This is a genomic window from Brevundimonas sp. (assembly GCF_965227765.1).
Classification (GTDB): domain Bacteria; phylum Pseudomonadota; class Alphaproteobacteria; order Caulobacterales; family Caulobacteraceae; genus Brevundimonas.
The window spans coordinates 2,387,878-2,410,038 of the sequence record NZ_OZ245778.1 but is presented as its reverse complement, the minus strand read 5'-3'; the positions used below and the strand labels follow the sequence as shown (position 1 = coordinate 2,410,038).

At 67.4% G+C, this 22,161-nt stretch carries 25 protein-coding genes; 19 read left to right on the top strand and 6 right to left on the bottom strand.

Annotated features, from left to right (window positions below; genetic code table 11):
• Positions 1-106 precede the first annotated feature (106 nt).
• A complete protein-coding gene (locus ACO05L_RS11640) occupies positions 107-460 on the bottom strand; it encodes a hypothetical protein (protein WP_421729336.1) in 354 nt (117 codons plus the stop codon).
• A gap of 182 nt (positions 461-642) precedes the next feature.
• Here ACO05L_RS11640 and ACO05L_RS11635 point away from each other — a divergent pair, with 182 nt between their 5' ends.
• Both ACO05L_RS11635 and ACO05L_RS11630 read left to right on the top strand, forming a co-directional pair.
• Positions 643-1,362: a glutathione S-transferase N-terminal domain-containing protein gene (locus ACO05L_RS11635; protein WP_421729335.1), complete on the top strand. Its 720-nt coding sequence runs from the start codon at positions 643-645 to the stop codon at positions 1,360-1,362.
• Positions 1,363-1,573: 211 nt separating this feature from the next.
• Positions 1,574-1,873 carry a sel1 repeat family protein gene (locus tag ACO05L_RS11630; RefSeq protein WP_421729334.1) on the top strand — a complete coding sequence of 100 codons (300 nt, stop codon included), beginning with the start codon at positions 1,574-1,576 and terminating at the stop codon, positions 1,871-1,873.
• 3 nt (positions 1,874-1,876) lie between these two features.
• Here ACO05L_RS11630 and ACO05L_RS11625 read toward each other — a convergent pair whose 3' ends face one another.
• The gene (locus ACO05L_RS11625; RefSeq protein WP_421729333.1) at positions 1,877-2,512 is read right to left on the bottom strand and encodes a polysaccharide biosynthesis/export family protein; all 636 of its coding nucleotides are present in this window, start codon (positions 2,510-2,512) and stop codon (positions 1,877-1,879) included.
• A gap of 231 nt (positions 2,513-2,743) precedes the next feature.
• Between ACO05L_RS11625 and ACO05L_RS11620 the strand changes: the two genes are divergently transcribed.
• Positions 2,744-4,195 (top strand): GumC family protein, encoded by a 1,452-nt coding sequence (locus tag ACO05L_RS11620; RefSeq protein WP_421729332.1) that lies wholly within the window; start codon positions 2,744-2,746, stop codon positions 4,193-4,195.
• Between the two features lie 136 nt (positions 4,196-4,331).
• Positions 4,332-4,961 carry a hfsB gene (locus ACO05L_RS11615; RefSeq protein ID WP_421729331.1) on the top strand — a complete coding sequence of 210 codons (630 nt, stop codon included), beginning with the start codon at positions 4,332-4,334 and terminating at the stop codon, positions 4,959-4,961.
• Between the two features lie 4 nt (positions 4,962-4,965).
• Here ACO05L_RS11615 and ACO05L_RS11610 read toward each other — a convergent pair whose 3' ends face one another.
• Positions 4,966-6,255, bottom strand: a complete 1,290-nt coding sequence (locus tag ACO05L_RS11610; protein WP_421729330.1) for a lytic murein transglycosylase — start codon at positions 6,253-6,255, stop codon at positions 4,966-4,968.
• Between the two features lie 243 nt (positions 6,256-6,498).
• Here ACO05L_RS11610 and ykgO point away from each other — a divergent pair, with 243 nt between their 5' ends.
• The 3 genes from ykgO (at position 6,499) to ACO05L_RS11595 (ending at position 7,577) form a co-directional block, all read left to right on the top strand.
• The gene (gene ykgO / locus ACO05L_RS11605; protein WP_292087262.1) at positions 6,499-6,624 is read left to right on the top strand and encodes a type B 50S ribosomal protein L36; all 126 of its coding nucleotides are present in this window, start codon (positions 6,499-6,501) and stop codon (positions 6,622-6,624) included.
• A 216-nt stretch (positions 6,625-6,840) separates the two neighbouring features.
• A complete protein-coding gene (locus ACO05L_RS11600) occupies positions 6,841-7,116 on the top strand; it encodes a DUF2312 domain-containing protein (protein ID WP_421729329.1) in 276 nt (91 codons plus the stop codon).
• Positions 7,117-7,229: 113 nt separating this feature from the next.
• Positions 7,230-7,577: a hypothetical protein gene (locus ACO05L_RS11595; protein WP_421731683.1), complete on the top strand. Its 348-nt coding sequence runs from the start codon at positions 7,230-7,232 to the stop codon at positions 7,575-7,577.
• Positions 7,578-7,616: 39 nt separating this feature from the next.
• Here ACO05L_RS11595 and ACO05L_RS11590 read toward each other — a convergent pair whose 3' ends face one another.
• The 3 genes from ACO05L_RS11590 to ACO05L_RS11580 form a co-directional block, all read right to left on the bottom strand.
• Positions 7,617-7,859, bottom strand: a complete 243-nt coding sequence (locus ACO05L_RS11590; protein WP_421729328.1) for a DUF2798 domain-containing protein — start codon at positions 7,857-7,859, stop codon at positions 7,617-7,619.
• Between the two features lie 230 nt (positions 7,860-8,089).
• The gene (locus tag ACO05L_RS11585) at positions 8,090-9,541 is read right to left on the bottom strand and encodes a sigma-54-dependent transcriptional regulator (protein ID WP_421729327.1); all 1,452 of its coding nucleotides are present in this window, start codon (positions 9,539-9,541) and stop codon (positions 8,090-8,092) included.
• Positions 9,542-9,664: 123 nt separating this feature from the next.
• Positions 9,665-11,485: a DUF4153 domain-containing protein gene (locus ACO05L_RS11580; RefSeq protein WP_421729326.1), complete on the bottom strand. Its 1,821-nt coding sequence runs from the start codon at positions 11,483-11,485 to the stop codon at positions 9,665-9,667.
• A 97-nt stretch (positions 11,486-11,582) separates the two neighbouring features.
• Between ACO05L_RS11580 and ACO05L_RS11575 the strand changes: the two genes are divergently transcribed.
• The 12 genes from ACO05L_RS11575 (at position 11,583) to yajC (ending at position 22,155) form a co-directional block, all read left to right on the top strand.
• The gene (locus ACO05L_RS11575) at positions 11,583-13,394 is read left to right on the top strand and encodes a M3 family oligoendopeptidase (RefSeq protein WP_421729325.1); all 1,812 of its coding nucleotides are present in this window, start codon (positions 11,583-11,585) and stop codon (positions 13,392-13,394) included.
• A gap of 73 nt (positions 13,395-13,467) precedes the next feature.
• Positions 13,468-13,731, top strand: a complete 264-nt coding sequence (locus ACO05L_RS11570; protein WP_421729324.1) for an aa3-type cytochrome c oxidase subunit IV — start codon at positions 13,468-13,470, stop codon at positions 13,729-13,731.
• Positions 13,732-13,882: 151 nt separating this feature from the next.
• A complete protein-coding gene (locus ACO05L_RS11565) occupies positions 13,883-15,016 on the top strand; it encodes a Re/Si-specific NAD(P)(+) transhydrogenase subunit alpha (protein ID WP_421729323.1) in 1,134 nt (377 codons plus the stop codon).
• Entirely contained in the window at positions 15,016-15,357 is a 342-nt protein-coding gene (locus ACO05L_RS11560) for an NAD(P) transhydrogenase subunit alpha (RefSeq protein WP_421729322.1), read from the top strand. Before ACO05L_RS11565 ends, ACO05L_RS11560 begins: the two co-directional genes overlap by 1 nt.
• A complete protein-coding gene (locus tag ACO05L_RS11555; protein ID WP_421729321.1) occupies positions 15,357-15,644 on the top strand; it encodes a hypothetical protein in 288 nt (95 codons plus the stop codon). Before ACO05L_RS11560 ends, ACO05L_RS11555 begins: the two co-directional genes overlap by 1 nt.
• Before the next feature lie 2 nt (positions 15,645-15,646).
• Entirely contained in the window at positions 15,647-16,027 is a 381-nt protein-coding gene (locus ACO05L_RS11550) for a hypothetical protein (RefSeq protein WP_421729320.1), read from the top strand.
• A gap of 13 nt (positions 16,028-16,040) precedes the next feature.
• Complete coding sequence (locus tag ACO05L_RS11545) at positions 16,041-17,462, top strand: NAD(P)(+) transhydrogenase (Re/Si-specific) subunit beta (protein WP_421729319.1); 1,422 nt, start codon at positions 16,041-16,043, stop codon at positions 17,460-17,462.
• A 104-nt stretch (positions 17,463-17,566) separates the two neighbouring features.
• Positions 17,567-18,844, top strand: coding sequence for a serine--tRNA ligase (gene serS / locus ACO05L_RS11540; protein WP_421729318.1), 1,278 nt, complete (start codon positions 17,567-17,569; stop codon positions 18,842-18,844).
• A gap of 195 nt (positions 18,845-19,039) precedes the next feature.
• Complete coding sequence (gene surE, locus ACO05L_RS11535) at positions 19,040-19,828, top strand: 5'/3'-nucleotidase SurE (RefSeq protein WP_421729317.1); 789 nt, start codon at positions 19,040-19,042, stop codon at positions 19,826-19,828.
• 13 nt (positions 19,829-19,841) lie between these two features.
• Positions 19,842-20,486 (top strand): protein-L-isoaspartate(D-aspartate) O-methyltransferase, encoded by a 645-nt coding sequence (locus ACO05L_RS11530; RefSeq protein WP_421729316.1) that lies wholly within the window; start codon positions 19,842-19,844, stop codon positions 20,484-20,486.
• A 124-nt stretch (positions 20,487-20,610) separates the two neighbouring features.
• Positions 20,611-21,678, top strand: coding sequence for a peptidoglycan DD-metalloendopeptidase family protein (locus ACO05L_RS11525; protein WP_421729315.1), 1,068 nt, complete (start codon positions 20,611-20,613; stop codon positions 21,676-21,678).
• A 168-nt stretch (positions 21,679-21,846) separates the two neighbouring features.
• Positions 21,847-22,155, top strand: a complete 309-nt coding sequence (gene yajC / locus ACO05L_RS11520; protein WP_421729314.1) for a preprotein translocase subunit YajC — start codon at positions 21,847-21,849, stop codon at positions 22,153-22,155.
• Positions 22,156-22,161: the final 6 nt, after the last annotated feature.

The window sequence follows — 22,161 nt, the reverse complement described above, 5'->3', positions numbered from 1 at the left end:
TCAGCCGGCAGGCGCGGGCAGGCGCCTGTAAAACAAGACAAAAAGCCCCGCACCGATACGCGGGACCTTTGACCGGATCGCGAGAGCCTCGACAGAGGCCGGAGGATCATGACGAGGTCGTCACCGGAATGGCGCGGGGTGCGTTCTCGCTGCCGTCGCCCGGCGACCAGCGGCTTTCGTAGCGATATTCACGCCGGTCGTTCTGGCGTTCCTGACGATAGTCGCGGCGGGTGTCGCGACGCTCTTCGCGGCGTTCCGGGCGGGCCTCGCGGCGTTCGTTGCGATTGTCCTGGCGATATTCGCGGTTGTTGCGATTGTCGCGCTCGGGCTCGGTCCGCCTTTCCTGGCGCGCTTCGTTGCGGTCGCGGGTCTGGCTGGCGTCATGGGCCTGGGCCGCCAGAGGCGCGGCGGTGGCGGCCAGAGCGATGGCGATGATGGCGGCGCGCGAGAAAGGATTCATGGGCTGTCTCCTGGGGCGCGCGCGGTCGGGGAGGTCGCGCGAAGCCGTTTAACAGGCCTGTACCTTTCCTGAACGGACATGAACTCTCGCTGAACAGACATCAGACTTCGCTTGCGCGTGCAGAGGGGCCACCCCAGATCAGGGTCGCACCGGCCTGTCGGCGTGCGTGAGGGGCTGAAGACATGACGCGACCGATCGAGCTCTGGTACTGGCCCACGCCCAATGGTTGGAAAGTCTCCATCGCCCTGGAAGAGATGGGTCTGCCCTACGAGATGAAGCCGATCAACATCGGCGCGGGCGAGCAGTTCGGGGACGCCTTCCAGAAGATCAGCCCCAATGGACGGATGCCGGCTATCGTGGATCCCGATGGGCCGGACGGAATGCCGCTGTCGATCTTCGAGTCCGGCGCCATCCTGCAGTATCTGGGCGCCAAGTCGGGCCAGTTCTATCCGCGTGACGCCCGCGGCAAGGCCGAAGTCGATCAGTGGCTGTTCTGGCAGGTCGGAGGTCTGGGGCCGATGGCGGGACAGACGCATCACTTCCGTCAGTATGCCCCGGCCATCGTCGCCGATCAGCGCCACATCGCCTATGGCGTGCGCCGTTACACCAACGAGACCAACCGGCTTTACGGCGTGCTGGATCGGCGGCTGGCGGATCGCGACTATCTGGCGGGGGACTATTCCATCGCCGACATGGCGACCTGGCCCTGGATCCTGCCGTCGCATCAGGGGCAGTCGCTGGACGACTTCCCGCATCTGGCCGCCTGGATGGAGCGGGTCGGGGCGCGGCCTGCGGTGCAGGCGGGCAGGGCGCTGGGCGAAGAGTTGCGGCGTAACCTGGCCGCTCCGGGCAAGGCCGCGGAGGAGGCCCGAAAGGTGCTGTTCGGGCAGCGCGCGCGTTAAACCGCGCGCGCCCTCAGGCTTTCGAAGCGCGTGTGAACGCGGTCTTACCTGCGTCTTCACAAGGTCTGAACGGGGTCTGCGGCGTTGGTAAAGCGTTTACACAAAAGGGGTTTTCGACCCCGGCGCCGTTAACTTTAACTTCAAACCGCGGGTATTTGATTGGGTCATCAAAGGCGGGTCCAGAATGGGCGTCGCGCTAGAGGATACGACGATGACCGCGCAAGAAATGGCGCCTGAATTTGTTGAAGCGGTTCTGCCGCTTCCCACCGCCGACATGGACGGTGACGCCCTGTTCCACCTGGGCATGATGTATTCCGCCGGTTCGGGCGGATGCCCGATGGACCGGGTATCGGCCCACATGATCTTCAACCTGGCCGCCATGAAGGGCTCGATCGAAGCCCGGGTCTATCGCCGCGAGATGTCGCAGGAGATGGAGCGCGAAGAGATCGCCGAGGCCCAGAAGGCCGCGCGCCGTTACATCGACGCCGGCGTGGTCAGCCTGGCCGCCTGACGCCTAGAAGTTGGCGAAGCCGTTGCCGTTCGATCCGTTGAACGAATAGCTGAAGCCGATGGGCAGGGCCGCCCTGAACTGGGTGAAAAAGGCCGCCAACTCGCCCAGTGTCGAACGCGGCACGAAGATGATGTCCCCGCGACGCAGCGCGACGACCTCGCCCCGGCGTGGCCGCAAGTCGATCTCGCGCAGCATTCGCGTGCCGCCGGGTCCGCGACGGATCAGGGCCACACGTGTCGATCCTGCGGTCGGCAGAACCCCGCCCGCCATGACCAGCGCCTGATAGGCGTCGATGTCGCCGGGCATGTCATAGACGCCCGGCGTCCGGACCTCGCCGTCCACCCAAACCTTCATCGGCCCCGCCTGCCTCAGCGTCACCTCGACCAGGGGGCGGATCAGTTGGGTGGAATAGAACTGGCTGACGTCGCGTTCCAGCTCGGCGATCGTGCGGTCCGCCGCCATCACCTGACCGACCAGGGGCAGGGCCACCCGACCGTCGGGGCCGATCTTCAGCGTGCGGGTCAGTTCCGTCGCCGTGGGGGTCGCGACCTCGATCTCGTCGCCGGGATAGAGCAGATACTCAGGCTCGGCGTCGGTCCAGTCGGCGAAACCGATGTCCTGAAAGCCGTCCCGCGTCACGCGCTCGCCGGCAGGAGCGCGGGATTGGGCCCCGGAGGAACCGGACGCGCATCCCGTCACCGCTACGGCTCCGAGGGCGAGCAGGATGTGGCGACGATCAGGGATCATGGGAATCGGACGGCCAAATAATGAGGTCTGAAACGCGAGCGTGGCGTCTTATGGTTAACTAGTGGGTAACGCCGCTGGGCGAAGGATCATCCATCGTAACGCCTTCCATGGATTCGCCCCCTCATGCGCTCGACGGCCTATGTTGCAGCCCGCCCGCGCTACGGCCTGCTCGACATCATCGGTCTGATGTTCCGCGAGCTGGGGCTGATGATCCTGATCTTCCTGCTGGTCTTCGTGCTGGGCGCCGCCGCCGTGATGACGGTCAAGAAGACCTATACGGCCGGGGCCAGCCTCTACGCCGGGACGGGCCAGGAGTATGTCTATGAGCCGCGCGTCGGCGGCATGCAGCAGCAGCAGTCGGCCGCGCCGCCCCAGGCCGGCGAGGTGGCCCAGTCCGAGGCGACCATCCTGGGCAGCCGCGAGGTCAAGCTGAGAGCCGTGCGCGCCCTGGGGGTGCAGACCTTCCAGAAGAAGCCCTCGACGGCCCCGATGGCCAAGCAGGAAGGCGACGCCATCAAGATCATCAACGACAGTCTGAAGATCGGCACCCAGCCGCTCAGCGCCATCATCGGCATCAGCTATGAGAGCGACAGCGCCGAGACTTCGGCCAAGGTCCTGAACGCGGTGATCGACGCCTATCTGGAATACCGCCGCGAAGTCTTCCGCGACAACGCCGGCGCCGTGATCGACAGCCAGCGGACCGTGTTCGAGAAGGAACTGTCCGATGTGGACGGGGCCTATGAGCGGTTCCTGTCGTCCAACGACATCGGCGACTTCGCCACGGCCAAGGCCACGGCGGCGGCGACCTATCAGTCCATATTCACCGACCGGATGTCGGTCGCGGCCCAACTGAGCCAGGCCAGTCGTCGTCTGCAGACCCTGATGGCCCAGCAGGTCGACACGCCTGCCGAGATCGCCTTGCAACAGGACCTGAACATCTCGGCCCAGGACCAGATCCTGACCCTGAGGACCGAGCGCGAGCAGTTGCTGGCCCGCTATCAGCCCGGCTCGCAACCGGTGCAGGACATTGAGGCCCGCATCCAGCAGCTTCGCGACTACGTTGCCGGTGGCGATACGGTCGGCCCCAAAGAGGTCCGCACAGGGCCCAACCCCGTCTGGACCGAGCTGGAAAGCAGCCGCATCAACGCCGCCGCCGACCGCGACGCCCTGGCCGCACGCCTGACCGCCCTGGACCAGCAGCTGACCATGCTGCGCGACCGCCAGGCCAACCTGACGCGGCTGGAGTCCGAGAACGCCATCCTGTCGGGCAACCGCGAGGTCCTGACCGCCTCGATCCGCGAGTTCCAGCAGCGCGGCTCGCAGAACCGAGCCGACAACGACCTGGTGGCCGGCGGGGCGGACAATGTGCGGGTCATCGAACGGGCGGCTGCGCCGTCGCGGGGCTCCAGCCTTAAGCTGCCGCTGCTGATGCTGGTCTTCCTGTTCGCCGGATTTACCGCTCTGTGCGTCGGCCTGTTGCGGGTGTTCACGCGCCGCGGTTTCGTCACCCCGGCCTCGGCGGGGCGGACCCTGCAGATGCCCGTTCTGGCGGTCGCGCCCATGAAGACCGCGTGAGCATGAAGAGGCTGACGAAACACCGTGTTAGGCTGAGGGCCGTGGTCAGCGCGTAACCGATTCGATGGTCGATCTCACATCTGAAATGGCAGGCCTCTGGGCCGCCCTTGGATCGCCCCCGGCGCATCGCGGGCGCGTGATCCAGTTCGCCTCGGCCAACAGCGGCGAAGGGGTCTCGACCGTGGCTCGCGAGTTCGCGCGTCTGGCCGCCGTTCGGGCGCGAAAGCCTGTCTGGCTGATCGACGCCGACCTAGCCAATCAGGGCCAACAGGAAACCATCGCCGCCGATGTCGAACGGTTCGGCCGGATCAGCCCGCCGGCCGCAGCCTCGCCTGACGGAACGATCTTCTATGCCGTGACGCCGCCCATCATGGGACGGGACGGCAAGCCCGTCGATCCCGGCCGGCTGATGACGGCCCGCGCCTGCCTGGGCGGGCGTCTGTGGGTCACGCGCTTCAGCACCGAAAGCCTGCGCTCGGGCCAGAAGGCCGAGCCCCTGTCGGATCCGCGCTATTGGGACGCCATGCGTCGCCACGCCGACACCATCGTCATCGACGCCCCCGCCGCCGACCGCAATGACGCGGCCATCATTCTGGCCCCCTATGTGGACGCCACCATACTGGTCGTCGCCGCCGAGACCACGGCGGCCAACGAGCCGGTCATCCTGCGCGACGAGATCGAGGCCGTGGGCGGGCGGATCGCCGGGGTCGTGGTCAATCGCTCGACCTACAAGGCGCCCGGCTTCCTGAAGCGACTGGTCGGCTGAAGGCCTACCGGGACGCGCGGGCCAGTTCGTCCGCTAGCGCCGCCGTCAGATAGCCGTCGGCCAGCCTTCCATTGGCGATCTGCCAGCGTTTCAAAGCCGCACGCGTATTTGCGCCGATCACCCCATCCACGCCCTGGGTGTCGTAACCTAGCCGGGTGAGGCTGGCCTGTGCGCCGATCCGCTGGTCGCGCGACATGGCGGCGTCTGCGGGCCAGGTCGCGACCAGACCGGGCTTGCCCGCTGCGCCGTCCGCCGTCAGGCCGATGGCCAGGGCGTAGGACACCGAGTTGTTGTAGCGGCGGATCACATAGTGGTTGGGCAGGGCCAGGAAAGCCGGTCCTCGCGCGCCCTGAGGCAACAGGATCGTCGCGCCCTCGGCCGCTTCCTCGCCGGTCGGTGCGCCGCTACGGGCCAGGGTGACGCCGCGTGCCCGCCAATAGGCCCAGGGCTGGCGCTCGCCGTCGGCCAGGCCGTAGTCGAAGCCCTGAGGCAGGACGACCTCATAAGCCCAGGTCTGGCCGCGCTTCCAGCCCGCCTGCGCCAGCAGGTTGGCGGCGGAGGCCAGGGCGTCGGAATCCGTGCCCCAGATGTCCACCTGGCCGTCGCCGTTCTGGTCGACGCCGAGGCGCAGGTAGTTGTCGGGCATGAACTGAGTCTGGCCCATGGCGCCCGCCCAGCTGCCTTTCAGGCCCGCACGGCTGCGACGGCCGTCGACGACGATGTTCAGGGCGTCGCGCAGCTGGCCCTCGGCCCATTCGCGGCGTCGGCCTTCGTAGGCGAGGGTGGCCAGAGAGCGAATCACGTCGCTGTTGCCCTGGACGCGGCCGAAACTGGATTCCTGGGCCCAGATGGCGACCAGGATCTCAGCCGGGACGCCATAACGCTGGGTCACCTCCCACGGGACGGCGCTGATCCGCTGGCGCGCCTCGGCGATTCGCTGGGCCGAGACGGCGTTCTGGACATAGGCCCCGGCAGGGCGGCTGAACTCGGGCTGGTTGCCGTCCAGGCGGATGACGTCGGGATCCGGCGTCAGCCCGGCCATTTCGCGCGCATAGGCGTCGCGGCGCGCACCGCCCATGCGGTTCAGGAAGCCTTCCTTCCAGCTGTCGAAGCCGGCCTCGTCGGACTGGAAATAGTTGCCCGGCTGCTGCTGGGGCCCTGGCTGGCTGGGGTAGGGCGTGGGATCGGGCGCAGGCGCGGCCGGTGTCGCCGACGGAAGCACCGGCGGCGGGGGCAGCATCGGCGCACAGGCTGCGACGCTGAGGATCAGGGCAAGTCGATAATCAAAACGCATTTGAATGGTCTAATGTCCCGGGACTCTTCCGCGCAATCACAAGCACGTCACAGGGGCGTAGCGCGTGACCGGCTCAAGCGTTGCCATGAGGGCGCTAATGGGGGTTAACGTCATCGGGGCGGAAGGCTGAGACAGCAGGCGGCTGCTGGTTGACGTATCCCGGGACGTTCTCTATACGCACCGCTCCGCCGCAGGCTCGATCTTGCGGCTCTTTTATTTTGATTTGCCTCAGGACATCCGACCATGAAGGTCCGTAGCTCGCTCAAAGCGCTCAAGACCCGCCACCGCGACTGCAAGGTCGTTCGCCGCAAGGGCGTCGTCTTCGTGATCAACAAGACCGACCCGCGCTTCAAGGCGAAGCAGGGCTGATTGTCTTAGGGCGCTAAGGCGTGCGACGCGGTCGCACGCTGCTTGAGCGCTGATCTATCGACAGGCTGCGGATTTTGTCCGCAGCCTTTTTCGTGCCTGCGGTTGAGCGCTCGCCCCCGACGTGGTTAGCGTCCGCACCCAAACCCACTCTCCGATCGCGCTCAAGCCGCGAGGCTCCGCGAGCCGAGCGACAGCGCCCCAAGAAAGATGCTCACCATGGCCGACGACGGCTCCTTCGACGCCAGCGGCGACATCCTGAACTCGGCCGCCCAGGGCCGCCTGCGCACCATCATCGAGCGCATCGAGCGTCTGGAAGAAGACAAGGCCGCCATCATAGCCGACCAGAAGGAAGTCTTCCTGGAAGCCAAGGGCGAGGGCTACGACGTCAAGATCCTTCGCAAGGTCATCCGCATCCGCAAGCAGGACAAGGCCAAGCGTCAGGAAGAGGACGCCATCCTGGACCTGTATCTGTCGGCGCTCGGCGAGATCTGACACTGAAGCGGACGCCCATCGACGGGGGTCCAAAGGCCGGCCCAGGCAAGATGGGCGGCGGCAAGCCGCTGACCCGCAAATCTGGTTTCAAGACACAGGCCGCCGGCTCGGGGATGACCCGGTCCGGCGGCCTTTCTGCATCCAAGCCCAAACCCAGCCCCTATGAGGCCGAGCGCGAGGCCAACCGCCGGGCGGCGCTGAACGCGCTGAAACGCGCGCGCCGGGCGGCGGACAAGGCGGGCATCGACCTGTCCGACTGGGAGGGCGAGTTCATCGAATCGGTCAGCGAGCGGATCCAGACCCACGGCCGCGCCTTCGGCGACCCCGAACTGGGCCGACCGGGTCAGGCCCTGTCGTCCATGCAGGGCAGGAAGCTCAAGGAGATCACCGCCAAGGCCAATGGCGAAGGGCCCAGGCGGCGGTGGGGGCGCAAGGCCAAGACGGACGAGCCGGAGACCTGACGCCGCGACCCCTTTGCAGGGCCACGGCGTCCGCCGAATCTAGCGCGCTGCGCGGGCGGCCAGCAGGCCCATGACCCGGTAGGCCATCTTGAAGCCCAGCGGCCCGACCACCAGGGTGAAGCAGAAGGCGATGGGCCAGGCGGTGATGAAGGCCTTGGGCCATTCCATCAGCCAGTCTCGGGTAGGGCCCAGCGCAATCAGGCTCATGACGCCGGACATGGAAAAGGCCATCATCATGGTGATGAAGCCCTGGGCCAGCAGGAGGACTTTTTTCTCGTTCACGTCGTTCTCGCGGTTGCGGACGGCGGCCGAGGATCGAACTTTCCCCGGGCGCCCTCCTGTTCAGAAGGCGCCGCGGGTTCGCGCAATGACTGCGCGACTAGATCTCGCTGAGCGAGGGCCGGAATAACCACACCGACCTGAAATCTTTTCGACGCGGTCTGGTAAAAACCGACTGCGGCGGGGTCAAGGCGAAGGCGACCGTTTGGACGGGATAAGTCCCCGGCCGTGCGTCAGCCGGCTTCCTTGATCGCGCCTTCCAGCCCCTGTTCGCGGACCTTGCGATACAGGGTCGAGCGGCCGATGCCCAGGCGACGGGCGATCTCGGACATGTGGCCGGCATAGACCTCGATGGCGTGCTGGATCAGGTCGCGCTCGATGTCCTCCAGCGTGCGCAGGTGGCCGCGCTCGTCGAGGATGCGGATCGGCTGTTCGGGCAGGGGCGGCAGGTCGGCATACGAAGGCTGTTCGCCCTGCACCGCCGCCGAGAGGTTGGCTTCCAAGGGCATGGCGACGCCCGAGATGGCGGGGAAGTCGTGCGGTTGCAGATAGGGGGCGTCGGCCAGGACGATGGCGCGATAGACGCTGTTCTCCAGCTGACGGACGTTGCCGGGCCAGTCGAAGGCGGTCAGCAGGTCCAGGGTTTCGGGCGAGGCGGCGACGACGCGCTTGCCCTCTTCGACGTTGAAGCGGGCGATGAAGTGATCGACCAGGGCCGGGATGTCCTCGCGGCGCTGGCGCAGGGCCGGGGCCTCGATCGGGAAGACGTTCAGGCGATAGAACAGGTCCTCGCGGAAGGCGCCGGCGGCGACCTGGGCGGCCGGGTCGCGGTTGGTCGCCGAGACGATGCGGACATCGACCTTGACCGAGCGCTTGGAGCCGACCGGGTCGATCTCGCCCTCCTGCAGGGCGCGCAGCAGCTTGACCTGCATATCCAGCGGCAGCTCGCCGATCTCGTCCAGAAACAGCGTGCCGCCATTGGCCTCGGCGAACTTGCCCAGGTGTTTGTCGGTGGCGCCGGTAAAGCTGCCCTTCTCGTGGCCGAACAGGATGGACTCGACCAGGTTGGCGGGCAGGGCGCCGCAATTCACCGCCACGAAAGGCTTGCCGGCGCGCTCGGATGCGCCGTGCAGGGCGCGGGCGATGACTTCCTTACCCACGCCGCTCTCGCCCGTGATCAGCACGGGGATGGCCGATTTGGCGGCGCGGGCGCCAAACGCCTTGACCAGGCGCATGGGCGGGCTCTCGCCGACCAGATCGTCGAAGCCGACGCGGCCCGCGACATGTTTCTTCAGCCGCCCGACCTCTGCGGTCAGCTGGGTCATCTGCAGAGCGTTGCGGATGCCGACCAAGATACGTTCGGGGCTGGCGGGCTTGATGAAGAAGTCCTGGGCGCCCGCCTGCATGGCCTTGACCACGGTCTCGATCCCGCCCGATGCGGTCAGGACGATGACGGGGGTGGTGACGCCGGCGGTGCGGATCTCGGCCAGGGCTTCCAGGCCGCTCATGCCGGGCATGACCATGTCCAGCAGGACCACGTCGGCGCCCCCGCCCTTGGTCAGGCGGTCGATGGCCTCGCCGCCGCTCTCGGCGTGGACGACGGCATAGCCTTCACGATCCAGAACTGCCTGCACGAGGCGGCGCTGGGTCGGATCGTCGTCCACCACAAGAACGGTCTTGGCCATCGGGCACCCTCGAGAATTCATCACCGTGGGCCGCCGCATCTCAGAAGCGCGACTGACCCGTTTCGGGACGTTTCTAGGCCCGATGCGGTGAAGATCGGGTTGTGGAGCGTGGTGTTCGAGGGGTTAAGGCGAGGGGCGAGCGTCCTCGCAGCGCGCCTCGGACCTCAGCCGCATGGCGTTGCGATTGCCCAGGTCGAGGTCCGGCCAGCGTTCCGTCATGGGCCTGATGGCGTCGGTCTTGAGCCGCTCGCGAGCGTCGTTGACCACGCTTTCGCCGGGGCACCGTTCGTCCTGATACTCGCCCTGCGGCGCCCACAGGTCATCCTCGCGGGCGAAGAGGGTGATTGTGTAGCGCTGCGCCAGCAGGACCTCGACCTGACCGTCGCCGTTAAGGTCGCGCATGACCGCGACGCAGGGGGCACTGGCGTCGCAGTCCTTGCGCGCATCCTTGTATATGGCTTCTGAGCCGAAGTCGGCGGGCAGGGCGGCATCTGCGGGCCAGGCGGAAATCGCGGGTCTCATGCGCTGAAGATTGTCCTGGGCTCCGACATCATATCGGCTGGTCGCCGCCTTAACCTTGGCGACGTTGGCGGCGACGACTGGGTCTTTGGACTGGCTCAGCCGCTCAAGCGCCTGTTCGCCGACCTTGCCGCTCTCGAAGCGGAGGAAGGCGTAGTCGAAGGCGGCGGGTGACACCGCGCCGCGCTCCAGCCGGCCCATCTGGTCCTTGACCGACATGCGCGCCGGGTCGGCCAGGGGGCTGAACAGGGCCAGGATGACGCAGACCTCCAGCACGGCGGCGGCGACGTTGGTCGGCTCCAGCGCCTTCATCCAGGGCGAGCCGCGGCGCACGAAGGGGACCAGCGCCCCCAGGCCATATCCGGCGGCATAGAGGGCGCCGATCAGGGCGCAGGCGCTGGCGATGATCCGGTCCGGCGTCAGCCCATGCTGACCGATCCGCAGCATCAGGCCCCAGACGGCGATGACGATCAGCGGCGTCAGCAGGACCGAGGCCACCCGCACCGCGATCCGCAGCACGGCCGGCGGCAGGTTGTCCTCGCGGCCGTCCTGATAGGCGGTGTTGATCAGGATGATCAGGGCGCCCGCCGCCGACAGCACCAGGGCCGTGGCGCTGCCCGTCTTCCACAGGCCTTCCAGGCCGGTGAAGGGCAGGGCGGCCAGGAAGCCCGCGACCAGCACGGTCAGCACCAAGAGCAGCCACGACAGCAGCATCAGGGCCACGGTCCGGACCCCCCGAATCAGGCCGTCGCGGACATCGGTCAGCTGAACCGCCGTGGCGAAGACCAGGCCGGTGACGGGGAAGGCGAACCAGCTTTCGGTGATCAGGTCGCCCAGGAAGGTCAGGCCGATGACCTTGAACAGGGCCGAGCCCAGGAACAGCAGCAGCCAGAAGGCGCCGGTGAAGCCGATCGACAGGGCCAGTTGCACGCCGGCCATCCAGGCGGCGTCGAAATAGCCGTGGTAATCGGCGATCAGCCGCCTCTGCCGGTCGGCGGGGACGATCAGGTGGTGAGCGATGAACAGGGCGGCGGCGGCGAAGACGAACAGGCCGGGCGTGAGGACCAGGTCGTCGCGTTCGGCGCCTTGGCGGGCGATGTCGTGCAGGGCCAGGCCGGCCAGTGTCAGGGCCAGGACGCCGGTCCAGATCAACAGGGTCCGCAGCCTCAGGCGGCCTATACCGGCCAGCACGACGATGGGCAGATAGGCGGCGACCAGCAGCAGGGGGCCGAACGCCAGCGGCTGGGTATAGGGCCAGGTCTCGTTGGCCCCGTCCGAGGCGCCGCCCGCGCTGCGAAACAGCCAGTATAGGGCAAGGCCCTGCACGAACCCGACGACCAGCCGGGCCAGGGCGGTTCGCCTCTGGGCGTCGTCGCGCCTCAGGCCCGAACGGCCGGCTGCGGCCTCGGCGTCGATGGTGCTCATGGCGTGGTCTCCCTGACCTCAGTCTGGACGGTTCGGCGTCATAGGCAATGGGGGTCGAGGCGTTGCGCCGGGCGGTCCGCCTCCCCACAACAGGAGCATGAACGCCCCCTTCAAAGCCCCCGCCCAGCCTGCCGATCCGTCCGAGCCGCCGCTGTGGGACCTGAGCGATCTCTACGCCGGCCGCGAGGATCAGGCGGTCGCCGCCGATCTGGAGCGGGGTCGGGCCGCTGTCGCCGAGCTTCAGACCCTGCAGGGCCGGTTGCTGGCCAGCCGGTCCGATCCGGTCGCGCTGGGCGTCGTGCTGGATCGCGCCATTGCCCTGTACGAACAGGCGACCAATGCGTTGGGCGGTCTGGGCGCCTATGCCTTCCTCGCGGCCTCGACAGCGCGGGACGACGCCAAGGCTCAGGGTTTTGAGGCCGACATCCGCGAGAAGGTCACGGCGGTCTCGACGCCCACCGTCTGGCTGACGCTGGAGATCAACCAGCTTGAAGAGGCCGAGATCGAGGCGGCCCTGGCGAGCGACTTGAATGCCGCGCGCTGGCGGCCCTGGCTGCGTCGCGTGCGGGCGGGCAAGCCGCATGAACTGTCGCAGGAGCTGGAGACTTGGCTGGCCGAGTATTCGCCGGTGGCCACGCAATGGGGTCGTCTGTTCGACGAGACCCTGGCGGCGATGCGGGTCGAGGTCGGCAAGGAGAAGCTGACCCTGGCCCAGGCGCTGAACGGCCTGTCCGATCCCAAGCCGGCGCGGAGGAAGGCGGCGGCCGAAGGCTTGAACGCGGCGCTGTCCGAACGGTCATCGACCCTGGCGCTGGTCCTGAACACCGTGGTGGCGGACAAGCAACTTGAGGACCGCAAGCGCGGCTTCGCCCGTCCCGCCGATAGCCGCCACATGGCCAATGAGGTCGACGGCGACGCGGTCGATGCGATGGCCCAGGCGGTGGGCGACGCCTATTCGAAACTGTCGCACCGCTACTACGCCCTGAAGGCCAGGGTTCTGGGCAAGGCCAAGCTGGATCAGTGGGATCGCAATGCGCCGCTGGACACCAAGGCGCCGCGCGGCTTCGACTGGGCCGAGGGCAGGGCCATCGTGCTGGACAGTTTCGGCGACCTGGGGCCCGAGTTCCGCGAGCGGGCCTCGGCCTTCTTCGACAATCCGTGGATCGACGGGCGGGCACGACCGGGCAAGCAGTCGGGCGCCTATTGCCACCCGGTGACGGCGACGCGGCACCCCTATGTCTTCATGAACTGGATGGGCGAGCGGCGCGACGTCCTGACCCTGGCCCATGAGGTCGGGCACGCCGTTCACAACAGCCTGGCCGCCGATCAGGGCACGCTGCTGGCCAACACGCCCCTGACCCTGGCCGAGACCGCCTCGATCTTCGCCGAGGGCCTGACGTTCGACCGGCTGCTGGCCACCGCGCCCAGGGCCGAGCAGCGCGGCCTGCTGGCCGGCCGCATCGAGGACGGGCTGAACTCGGTCATCCGCCAGACCGCCTTCCATCGCTTCGAGACCCGTTTCCACGACGAGCGGGCAGGGGGCGAGGTCTCCGCCGACCGTATCGGCCAGATCTGGCTGGAGGAGATGGGGGCGTCCCTGGGGCCGGCGATCACGCTGAACCCCGGTTACGAGCACTGGTGGAGCTATGTCAGCCACTTCGTCCACTCGCCCTTCTATGTTTACGCCTATGCGTTCGGGGACCTGCTGGTGGCGGCGCTGATGGAGACGCGAAGGAAAGACCCGACGGCCTTCACGCCCCTGTATCGCGACCTGCTCGCGGGCGGCGGGACGCGGACCTATGTCGAGGCTTTGGCGCCGTTCGGTCTGAACCCGCGCGACCCGGCCTTCTGGAGCATCGGCTGCCAGCGGCTGGAGCGGCTGATCGACCAGTTCGAGCAAACCGTCTGAGGCCCGACTTGAGCCTGACGCCGACCTCGCTATAAGTCGGCCAACTTTTCTCGACTCTCTGGACGAACTCTCCATGGCCGACCCGCACCACGCTACCGACGCCGCCGACGCGGACGCCCACGCCTATGTCCGTGGCGAGATGCAGATCAACGAGCAGGTCTCGACCTGGAAGCTGGTCCAGAATCTATTCTCTTGGGGCTCGCTGGCGCTGGCCTCGCTGCTGCTGTTCCTGGTGCTGTGGTTCCAGCCCAACGGCAGCTTCTTCGCCGGCCTGATCGGCGGCGTGGTCCTGTTCGTGGCCGGCTTCGTCTTCCTGCGGTCGGGCAAGAGCCACTAGCGGCGGATCGCCGATGCGATCGTGGCATGGCTTTCCTCGGTTTGGCCATTGCGAGCACGGCTTATGCGCAGTTTGAGGCCTTTGAGCCTTTGACGAGGCTTTCCATTCCATCCTAAGGGTCTCCTCACGAAACGTTTCTGGGGAGAATCGCTTGGCTGTCACTATCGCCGTGACCCGCGAACGCCGCGAAGGCGAAACGCGCTGTGCCGTCACGCCTGAGACGGTGAAGAAATTCGTCGCCATGGGCGCCGATGTCGTGGTCGAGGCCGGGACGGGCGCAGGCTCGTCCTTCCCCGACGCCGACTATGTCGCGGCCGGAGCGGTGGTGAAGCCGGACACCCGCGCGGTGCTGGATGGCGCCGATATCGTGCTGAAGGTGCGCGGTCCCAATGCCCAAGAGACCAGTGCCCTCAAACCCGGCGCGGTCGTCGTCGGCCTGCTGGACGCCTATCGCGACAAGGCCGGGGTCGCCGACCTGTCGAGCGCCAACGCCACCGCCTTCGCCATGGAATTCGTGCCGCGGATCACGCGGGCACAGGTCATGGACGCCCTGTCGTCACAGGCCAACCTGGCCGGCTATCGCGCCGTGATCGAGGCGGCCGCCGCCTATGGCCGCGGCTTCCCGATGATGATGACGGCGGCGGGCACGGTCGCCCCGGCCAAGGTCTTTGTCATGGGCGTCGGCGTCGCAGGCCTTCAGGCCATCGCCACGGCCCGGCGCCTGGGCGCGGTGGTCACGGCCACCGACGTTCGCCCCGCCACCAAGGAACAGGTCGAGAGCCTCGGCGCCAAGTTCCTGGCCGTCGAGGACGAGGAGTTCAAGAACGCCCAGACGGCCGGCGGCTACGCCAAGCCGATGTCGCCCGAGTATCAGGCCAAACAGGCCGTTCTGACCGGCGAACATATCAAGAAGCAGGACATCGTCATCACGACGGCTCTAATTCCGGGTCGCGCCGCGCCTGTCCTGGTCACCGCCGAACAGGTGGCGACGATGAAGCCGGGTTCTGTGCTGATCGACCTGGCCGTCGAGGCCGGCGGCAATGTCGAGGGCGCCAAGTCGGGCGAGGTCGTCACGACCCCGAACGGCGCGCAGATCGTCGGCATCGCCAACCTGCCCGGGCGGATCGCCTCGGATGCGTCGAGCCTCTACGCCAAGAACCTGGTCGCCTTCGTCGGTCTGATGCTGAAGGACGGCGTGCTGAACGTCGATCTGGAAGACGAGATCCTGAAGGCGGCGGTCGTCACCCACGGCGGGGCCGTGGTTCATGAAGGAGTGAAGGGCTGATGGAACACGTTGATCCCACGGTCTTCCGGCTGGCCATTTTCGTGCTGGCGATCTTCGTCGGCTATTACGTCGTCTGGTCGGTGACGCCCGCGCTGCACACGCCGCTGATGGCGGTGACCAATGCGATTTCCAGCGTCATCATCGTCGGCGGCCTGATCGCCGCAGCGGCGGTGTCGGGCGATGTCGCCGGTCCCAACGCCTGGATCGCCAAGGGCGCCGGCGTCGCCGCCGTGACCCTGGCCAGCGTCAACATCTTCGGGGGCTTCATGGTCACCCGGCGGATGCTGGCGATGTACAAGAAGAAGGAACGGCCCGCCAAGGTCGAGGCCGTGAAGGCCTGATGACCGCCGACGCGGCACAACTGGCGTGGACCGCGTCCTGGCTCGGCACCGGCCTGGGCGCGGGCCTGTGGCTGTGGAGCTGGGTACGGGTCAAGGATCCGATCCAGAAGCTGCGTTTCCTCGACTGCGGCACCGCCCTGGTGTTCGCCTCCATCCTGGTTCGGGTGGTGGTTCAAGACCGGGCCATGTCGGTGTTCGACTGGGTCTGGGTCGTGGTGTCGCCGCTGTTCATCGCCGGCGCCCTGTGGCGGCTGGCGCGGACCAGCGGGCCGCCGGACGGGAATTGACGATGCGGCGCGGGGTCATCGCGACGCTGATGCTGGCGGCGAGCGTCGTTCCGGCATCGGCCCAGACGCATCTGGGCAAGGATTGGCAGAGCGGCCTTCACTGGTCCGTGGCGGCGCCTCAGGGCGCGACATGGGCCCTGGAGTGCCGGTTCCAGCCGGTGACATACGAGGCCAGTCCGTATGATCTGCGGCACTGGTCCAACCGGATCCGCACCAGCGGAACCGGCGCCGACCGGGGGCGTCTGCCCGGACAGGACGGCCGCTGCGCCCTGACCAAGACCGGCGGCGCCGGTCCGGTCGGGATCGCACTGGTAAAGGGCGGTGTCGCAACCGCCCAAGGCACGAATGACCCGGCGCGACCCGCCGTGGTGACGGTATTCTGATGAGGGGATCAGCATGAACGCATCTTTAGCGGCGCTCGCCTATCTGGTTTCGGGCGTTCTGTTCATCCTGTCGCTGCGGGGGCTTTCCAGCCCCGAGACCAGCCGCCAGGGCAATATCTTCGGCATGGTCGGCATGGCCCTGGCCGTGGGCGTGACCCTGCTGACCCTGTGGGGTTCCGGCGCGGTCGATCTGGCCACGGCCGCCCTGATCATCGGCGGCGTGGTGGTCGGCGGCGGTTTCGGCGCGGGCATCGCGGCCAAGGTCAAGATGACCGACATGCCGCAACTGGTCGCGGCCTTCCACAGCCTGGTCGGCATGGCCGCCTGTCTGGTCGCCATCGGCGCCGTCTATGCACCCGAAGCCTTCGGCATCCTGAGCGCCGATGGCGTGGGCATCAAATCCCTGTCGATCGTCGAGCTGAGCCTGGGCGTGGCCATCGGCGCCATTACCTTCACCGGCTCGGTCATCGCCTTCGCCAAGCTGAACGGCAACATGAGCGGCGCACCGATCATCCTGCCCGCGCGTCACCTGATCAACATCGCCCTAGCCTTCGCCCTGGTCGCCCTGATCGGCGTCATGATCGCCTCGGGCGGCACGGCCATCTGGGCCTTCTGGGCCGTGTTCGTCCTGGCCCTGATCCTGGGCGGCACGCTGATCATCCCCATCGGCGGCGCGGACATGCCGGTCGTGGTGTCGATGCTGAACTCCTATTCCGGCTGGGCGGCGGCGGCCCTGGGCTTCACGCTGGAGAACGTCGCCCTGATCATCACCGGCGCCCTGGTCGGGTCGTCGGGGGCGATCCTGAGCTACATCATGTGCAAGGCCATGAACCGCAGCTTCATCTCGGTCATCCTGGGCGGCTTTGGCGGCGCGGACGCGGCCAAGGGCGGCGAAGGCCAGGCCGAGACGCGCCCGGTCAAGCAGGGTTCGGCCGAAGACGCCGCCTTCATCATGAAGAACGCCTCCAAGGTCATCATCGTCCCCGGCTACGGCATGGCGGTGGCCCAGGCTCAGCACGCGCTTCGTGAAATGGCCGACAAGCTGAAGGAAGAGGGCGTCGAGGTGAAATACGCCATCCACCCCGTCGCGGGCCGGATGCCGGGTCACATGAACGTCCTGCTGGCCGAGGCCAACGTCCCCTATGACGAGGTGTTCGAGCTGGAAGACATCAACGCCGAGTTCGCCACCGCCGACGTCGCCTTCGTCATCGGCGCCAACGACGTGACCAACCCGGCGGCCAAGACCGACCCGACCAGCGCCATCTACGGCATGCCCATTCTGGACGTGGAAAAGGCCGGTACCGTCCTCTTCATCAAGCGGGGCATGGCGGCGGGTTACGCCGGGGTCGAGAACGAGCTCTTCTTCCGCGACAACACCATGATGCTGTTCGCCGACGCCAAGAAGATGGTCGAGGGCATCGTCAAGGGTCTGTGATCCGTCTGGTCCGCCGAAAAGAAGGCGGACCCAGATGCGTTGCCCGACTCCGTGCGGGGCGTTAAGGCTCTCGCCTTCCTGAACGCCTGCCGAAAACCAGTCCCATGCACGACATCAAAGCCATCCGCGACAACCCCGCCGTCTTCGTTGCGGGCTGGTCGTCGCGCGGCGTCGCGGACGCCCAGGCGATCGTCGACCAGATCCTGGCCCTCGATATCGAACTGAGGGCGGCGCAGACGGCGGGGCAGGACGCCCTGGCCAAGCGCAACGCCGCGTCCAAGCTGATCGGCGCCGCCATGGGCAAGAAGGACATGGCCGAAGCCGACCGGCTGAAGGCCGAGGTCGAGACGCTGAAGGGCGAAATCTCCGCGCAGGGGCAGGTCGAGGCCGACAAGGGCAAGACCCTTCGCGACCTGCTGGCGGCGCAACAGAACCTCGCGGCCGACGATGCGCCGGACGGGGACGACGAGGCCGGCAATGTGGAAACGACACGCTGGGGCGCGCCGCGCCAGACCAATCTAAAGACCGACCACGCCGATCTGGGCGAGGCCATGGGTCTGCTCGACTTCGAGGCGGCGGCGCGGATGTCAGGCGCGCGGTTCGCGGTGCTGAAGGGCGGGCTGGCCCGGCTGGAACGCGCCATCGGCCAGTTCATGCTGGACCTACAGACGACCGAGCACGGCTATCTGGAGGTCAATCCGCCGTATCTGGTGCGGGACGAGGCGATGTTCGGGACGGGGCAACTGCCGAAGTTCTTCGATGATCAGTTCAAGGCGGGTGACGACCACTGGCTCATCCCCACCGCCGAAGTCTCCCTGACCAACCTCGTGCGTGAGCAGATCACGCCGGAGGAGGAACTGCCTCTGCGTCTTACGGCGCTGACGCCCTGTTTCCGGGCCGAGGCGGGGTCTGCGGGGCGCGATACGCGCGGCCTCATCCGCCAGCACCAGTTCCACAAGGTCGAGATGGTCTCCATCACCACGCCGGATAAGTCCGACGAGGAGCATGAGCGGATGACCACCTGCGCCGAGGCGGTGCTGCAGAAGCTGGAACTGCCCTATCGCCGGATGCTGCTGTGCAAGGGCGACATGGGCTTTTCGGCCAAAAAGACCTTCGACCTGGAGGTCTGGCTGCCGTCGCAGGACACCTATCGCGAGATCAGCTCCATCTCCAACTGCGGGGACTTCCAGGCGCGCCGCATGGATGCGCGGTTCAAGCGGAAAGAGGGCAAGCCCGAGTTCGTCCATACGCTGAACGGCTCAGGGCTCGCGGTCGGCCGCACCCTGGTGGCGGTGATGGAGAACTATCAGGACGAAAACGGGCGCATCGCCGTGCCCGCCGCCCTGCTGCCCTACATGGGCGGGCTGACCCATGTGGGGTGACGCAGAGTTGTTCGTCATTCCGGGGGCTTTCGTCATTCCGGGCGCAGCGCAGCGGAGACCCGGAACGGGGCGGCGCCGTAGCAAAGCGAAGGCGATCTTCACCACCCGATCCGCGACAGGTTCGCGCTCTCGCGCGCCGCTGGGTTCCGGGTCTGCGGCGCTTGCGCGCCTTCGCCCGGAATGACGAAAGCAAACATGAGAATACTCCTCACCAACGACGACGGGATCGAAGCCGAGGGCCTGGCCTGCCTGGAGCGGATCTCGCGGACCCTGTCGGACGATGTCTGGGTGGTGGCGCCGGCGACCGAGCAGTCAGGCAAGGGCAGGGGCATCACCCTGACCGAGCCGCTGCGCATCAACAAGCTGGGCGACAAGCGGTTCGCCGTGACCGGTACGCCGACCGACTGTGTCGTCCTGGCCTTCAGCGACATCCTGCCGGGCAAACCCGATCTGGTGCTGTCGGGGGTGAACCGGGGGCATAATGTCGGCGAGGATTGCTCTTATTCCGGCACGGTTGCGGGCGCGCTTCAGGGCATGGCCTTCGGCGTCCGCTCGATTGCGATCAGCCAGTCGCTGGAGCGGTTCCACGACGCGGTCGTCGCCCACTGGGAGACGGCCGAGACCTATGCGCCAGGCATCATCGCCAAGCTGCTGGCTCAGCCGTCCCAGCCGGGCGTGATCATGAACCTGAACTTCCCGGCCCGTCCGCCTGAAGAGGTGAAGGAGGTCGAGGTGACGGTCCAGGGTTTTCGCGACATCGGCGAGATGTTCGCCGAGAAACGCACCGACCTGCGCGGCCGCGACTATTTCTGGATGAGCTTTCGCGGCGCCAAGCAGGACCATGCCGCGGGCACGGACCTGCGCGCCATGGACGAGGGCCGCATCTCGGTCACCCCCCTGCACATCGACCTGACCCACAGGACCAGCGTCCACGACCTGAAGGGCGTGCTGGGCGGGGCGCCGCCCAAGGCGCACGTCGCATGACTTTGAGGGGCGCATGAACCTGAAGGACGATCGTGCGGGGCGGTTGATCCTGAGCCTTCGCAGGCAGGGGGTCACCGATCCAAAGGTGCTGGCGGCGATGGAAAGCATCGACCGCGCCGTCTTCGTGCACGAACGTTTCCTGGATCAGGCGTGGGAGGATCAGGCCCTGCCGATCGACTGCGCCCAGACGATCAGTCAGCCCTATATCGTCGGCCTGATGACCCAGGCTCTGATGGTCGAGCCGCGCCACCGGGTGCTGGAGATCGGCACCGGCAGCGGATACCAGTGCGCCGTGCTGTCGCGACTGGCCCGCTATGTCTATTCGGTCGAGCGGTATCGGTCCCTGATGCTAGAGGCGGAAGCCCGGCTGAAGACGCTGGATATCGACAATGTCATCACCCGCCATACGGACGGGGGTCTGGGCTGGCCCGAACAGGCGCCGTTCGACCGGATCATGGTCACGGCGGCATCCCCGACCGAGCCGACCGAACTGCTGAAACAGCTTAAGCCCGGCGGGGTGCTGGTCGCGCCGGTGGGACGAACCTCGGTGCAGATGCTGCATCGCTATACCGGCCAGCCAGACGGATCGTTTCGCCGCGAAAGCCTGTGCGAAGTGCGGTTCGTGCCCCTGGTCGAGGGGACGGCCAAGGAAGGCTAGGCGGGGGAAACCGGGGACCATTAACCTCTCCGCCCAACTTCTGCTGACTTTCCCAGCTTGGCTAATGGCGCGACGCGGGGCACACCATGCGGGGCAAACCGGGGCGGAATCTATGGAGCGCGGCATGAGCATCAATCGCTGGATCAAGGGCGTGGTCATCGCGGGCGCGGCGCTGACGGCGGCGGCCTGTTCGACCTATCCCGACGCGCCTCGCTATTCGACTCGACCGACGACGCCGGGCGTCCCCCAGATTCAGGGGCAGGGCACCAACGTCCCTGCCTATCCGACCAACCCCATGCCCGCGCCCCGGCCCTATGAGGCGCCGCCGCCCATCGCCGCGCCCTATGAACCCATCCAGGGCGGGGCCTTGCCGCCGCCGTCGTCCGGTTCCGTCGGCCCGACCTATCTGCCTGAGCGGCCGGTGGCGCCGCCGGTGTCTTCGGGCGCTTCGCTCGGGGCCAGCGGCACGGTCGCCTATACGATCCAGCCCGGCGACACGATCTCGGGCGTCGGGCGCCGGTTCCAGGCCCCGGTGCAGAGCCTGATCGACCTCAATAGCCTGGGTCCGCGCGGCGCCATCACGCCGGGGCAGAGAGTGATCCTGCCCGACAACGCCGTCGACCTGGGGCCTGATCCCTATGCGACTGGACCGGCCCCGATCGGGGTCGCCGTGACCAATGCGGGAACCGCCCCTCCGCCTCCGCCGCCGCCGCCCGCCATGGCGTCGGTCGCCCCACGTCCGGCGAATGTCGTGCCGACGACCCCTGCTGCGCCCGTCGCCAGCGCGCCTTCGACCCCGACCAGCGTGGCCCTGCAATGGCCGTTGCGTGGCGAGGTCGTGCGCCGCTTCGGCCCCGTCGGCATGGGCGAACGCAACAACGGCATCAATATCGCGGCCTCGGCCGGAGCGGAGGTGGTGGCTTCCGCCGCTGGACGCGTGGCCTATGTCGGCGACGATCTGGTGGGGCAGGGGCTGACCGTCCTGATCGTCCACCGCGACGGCTGGCGCACGGTCTATGGACACCTGGGCTCGGCGACCGTCGATGACGGCGACGACGTGCGCGCGGGCCAGCAGATCGGCACGGTCGGACTGACCGCCGGCGACGGACGGCCCTCGATCCATTACGAAACCCGCCGCATGTCGGGCGACGAACCGGTGGCCGTCGATCCGCTGACGGTCCTGCCGCGCTGATTTCAAGGGGCTGGGACGCGATCGACACAGGGTCGCGCTCAGCCCAAAAGGCCGCGTTGCATATTGGGACGACCGGCCCTAGGTTCCGCGCCTTGTTTTCAAAGGGCGCCCGACTGAGGCTCGCCCAAGTCGGGGAATACCGAAATGCCTGTTGGTGAAGGTGGTCTGATGGCCGCGATCGTACAGTTCCTGCCGTTCGTCGCGATCTTCGTCCTGTTCTACTTCCTGCTGATCCGTCCGCAGCAGAAGCGCGCCAAGGAGCACGCCAACCTGATCGCCGCCGTGAAGCGTGGCGACACCATCGTCCTGTCGTCCGGCCTGATCGGCAAGGTGACCCGCGTCGAGGACGCCGAGGTCAACGTCGAGATCGCGCCGTCGGTCAACGTGCGCGTGGTCAAGGGTATGATCGCCGAGGTGCGCAACCGCACCGCCATCGCCGCCAACGACGCCAAGCCCAAGGCCGTCACCAAGGCCTGACGTCCC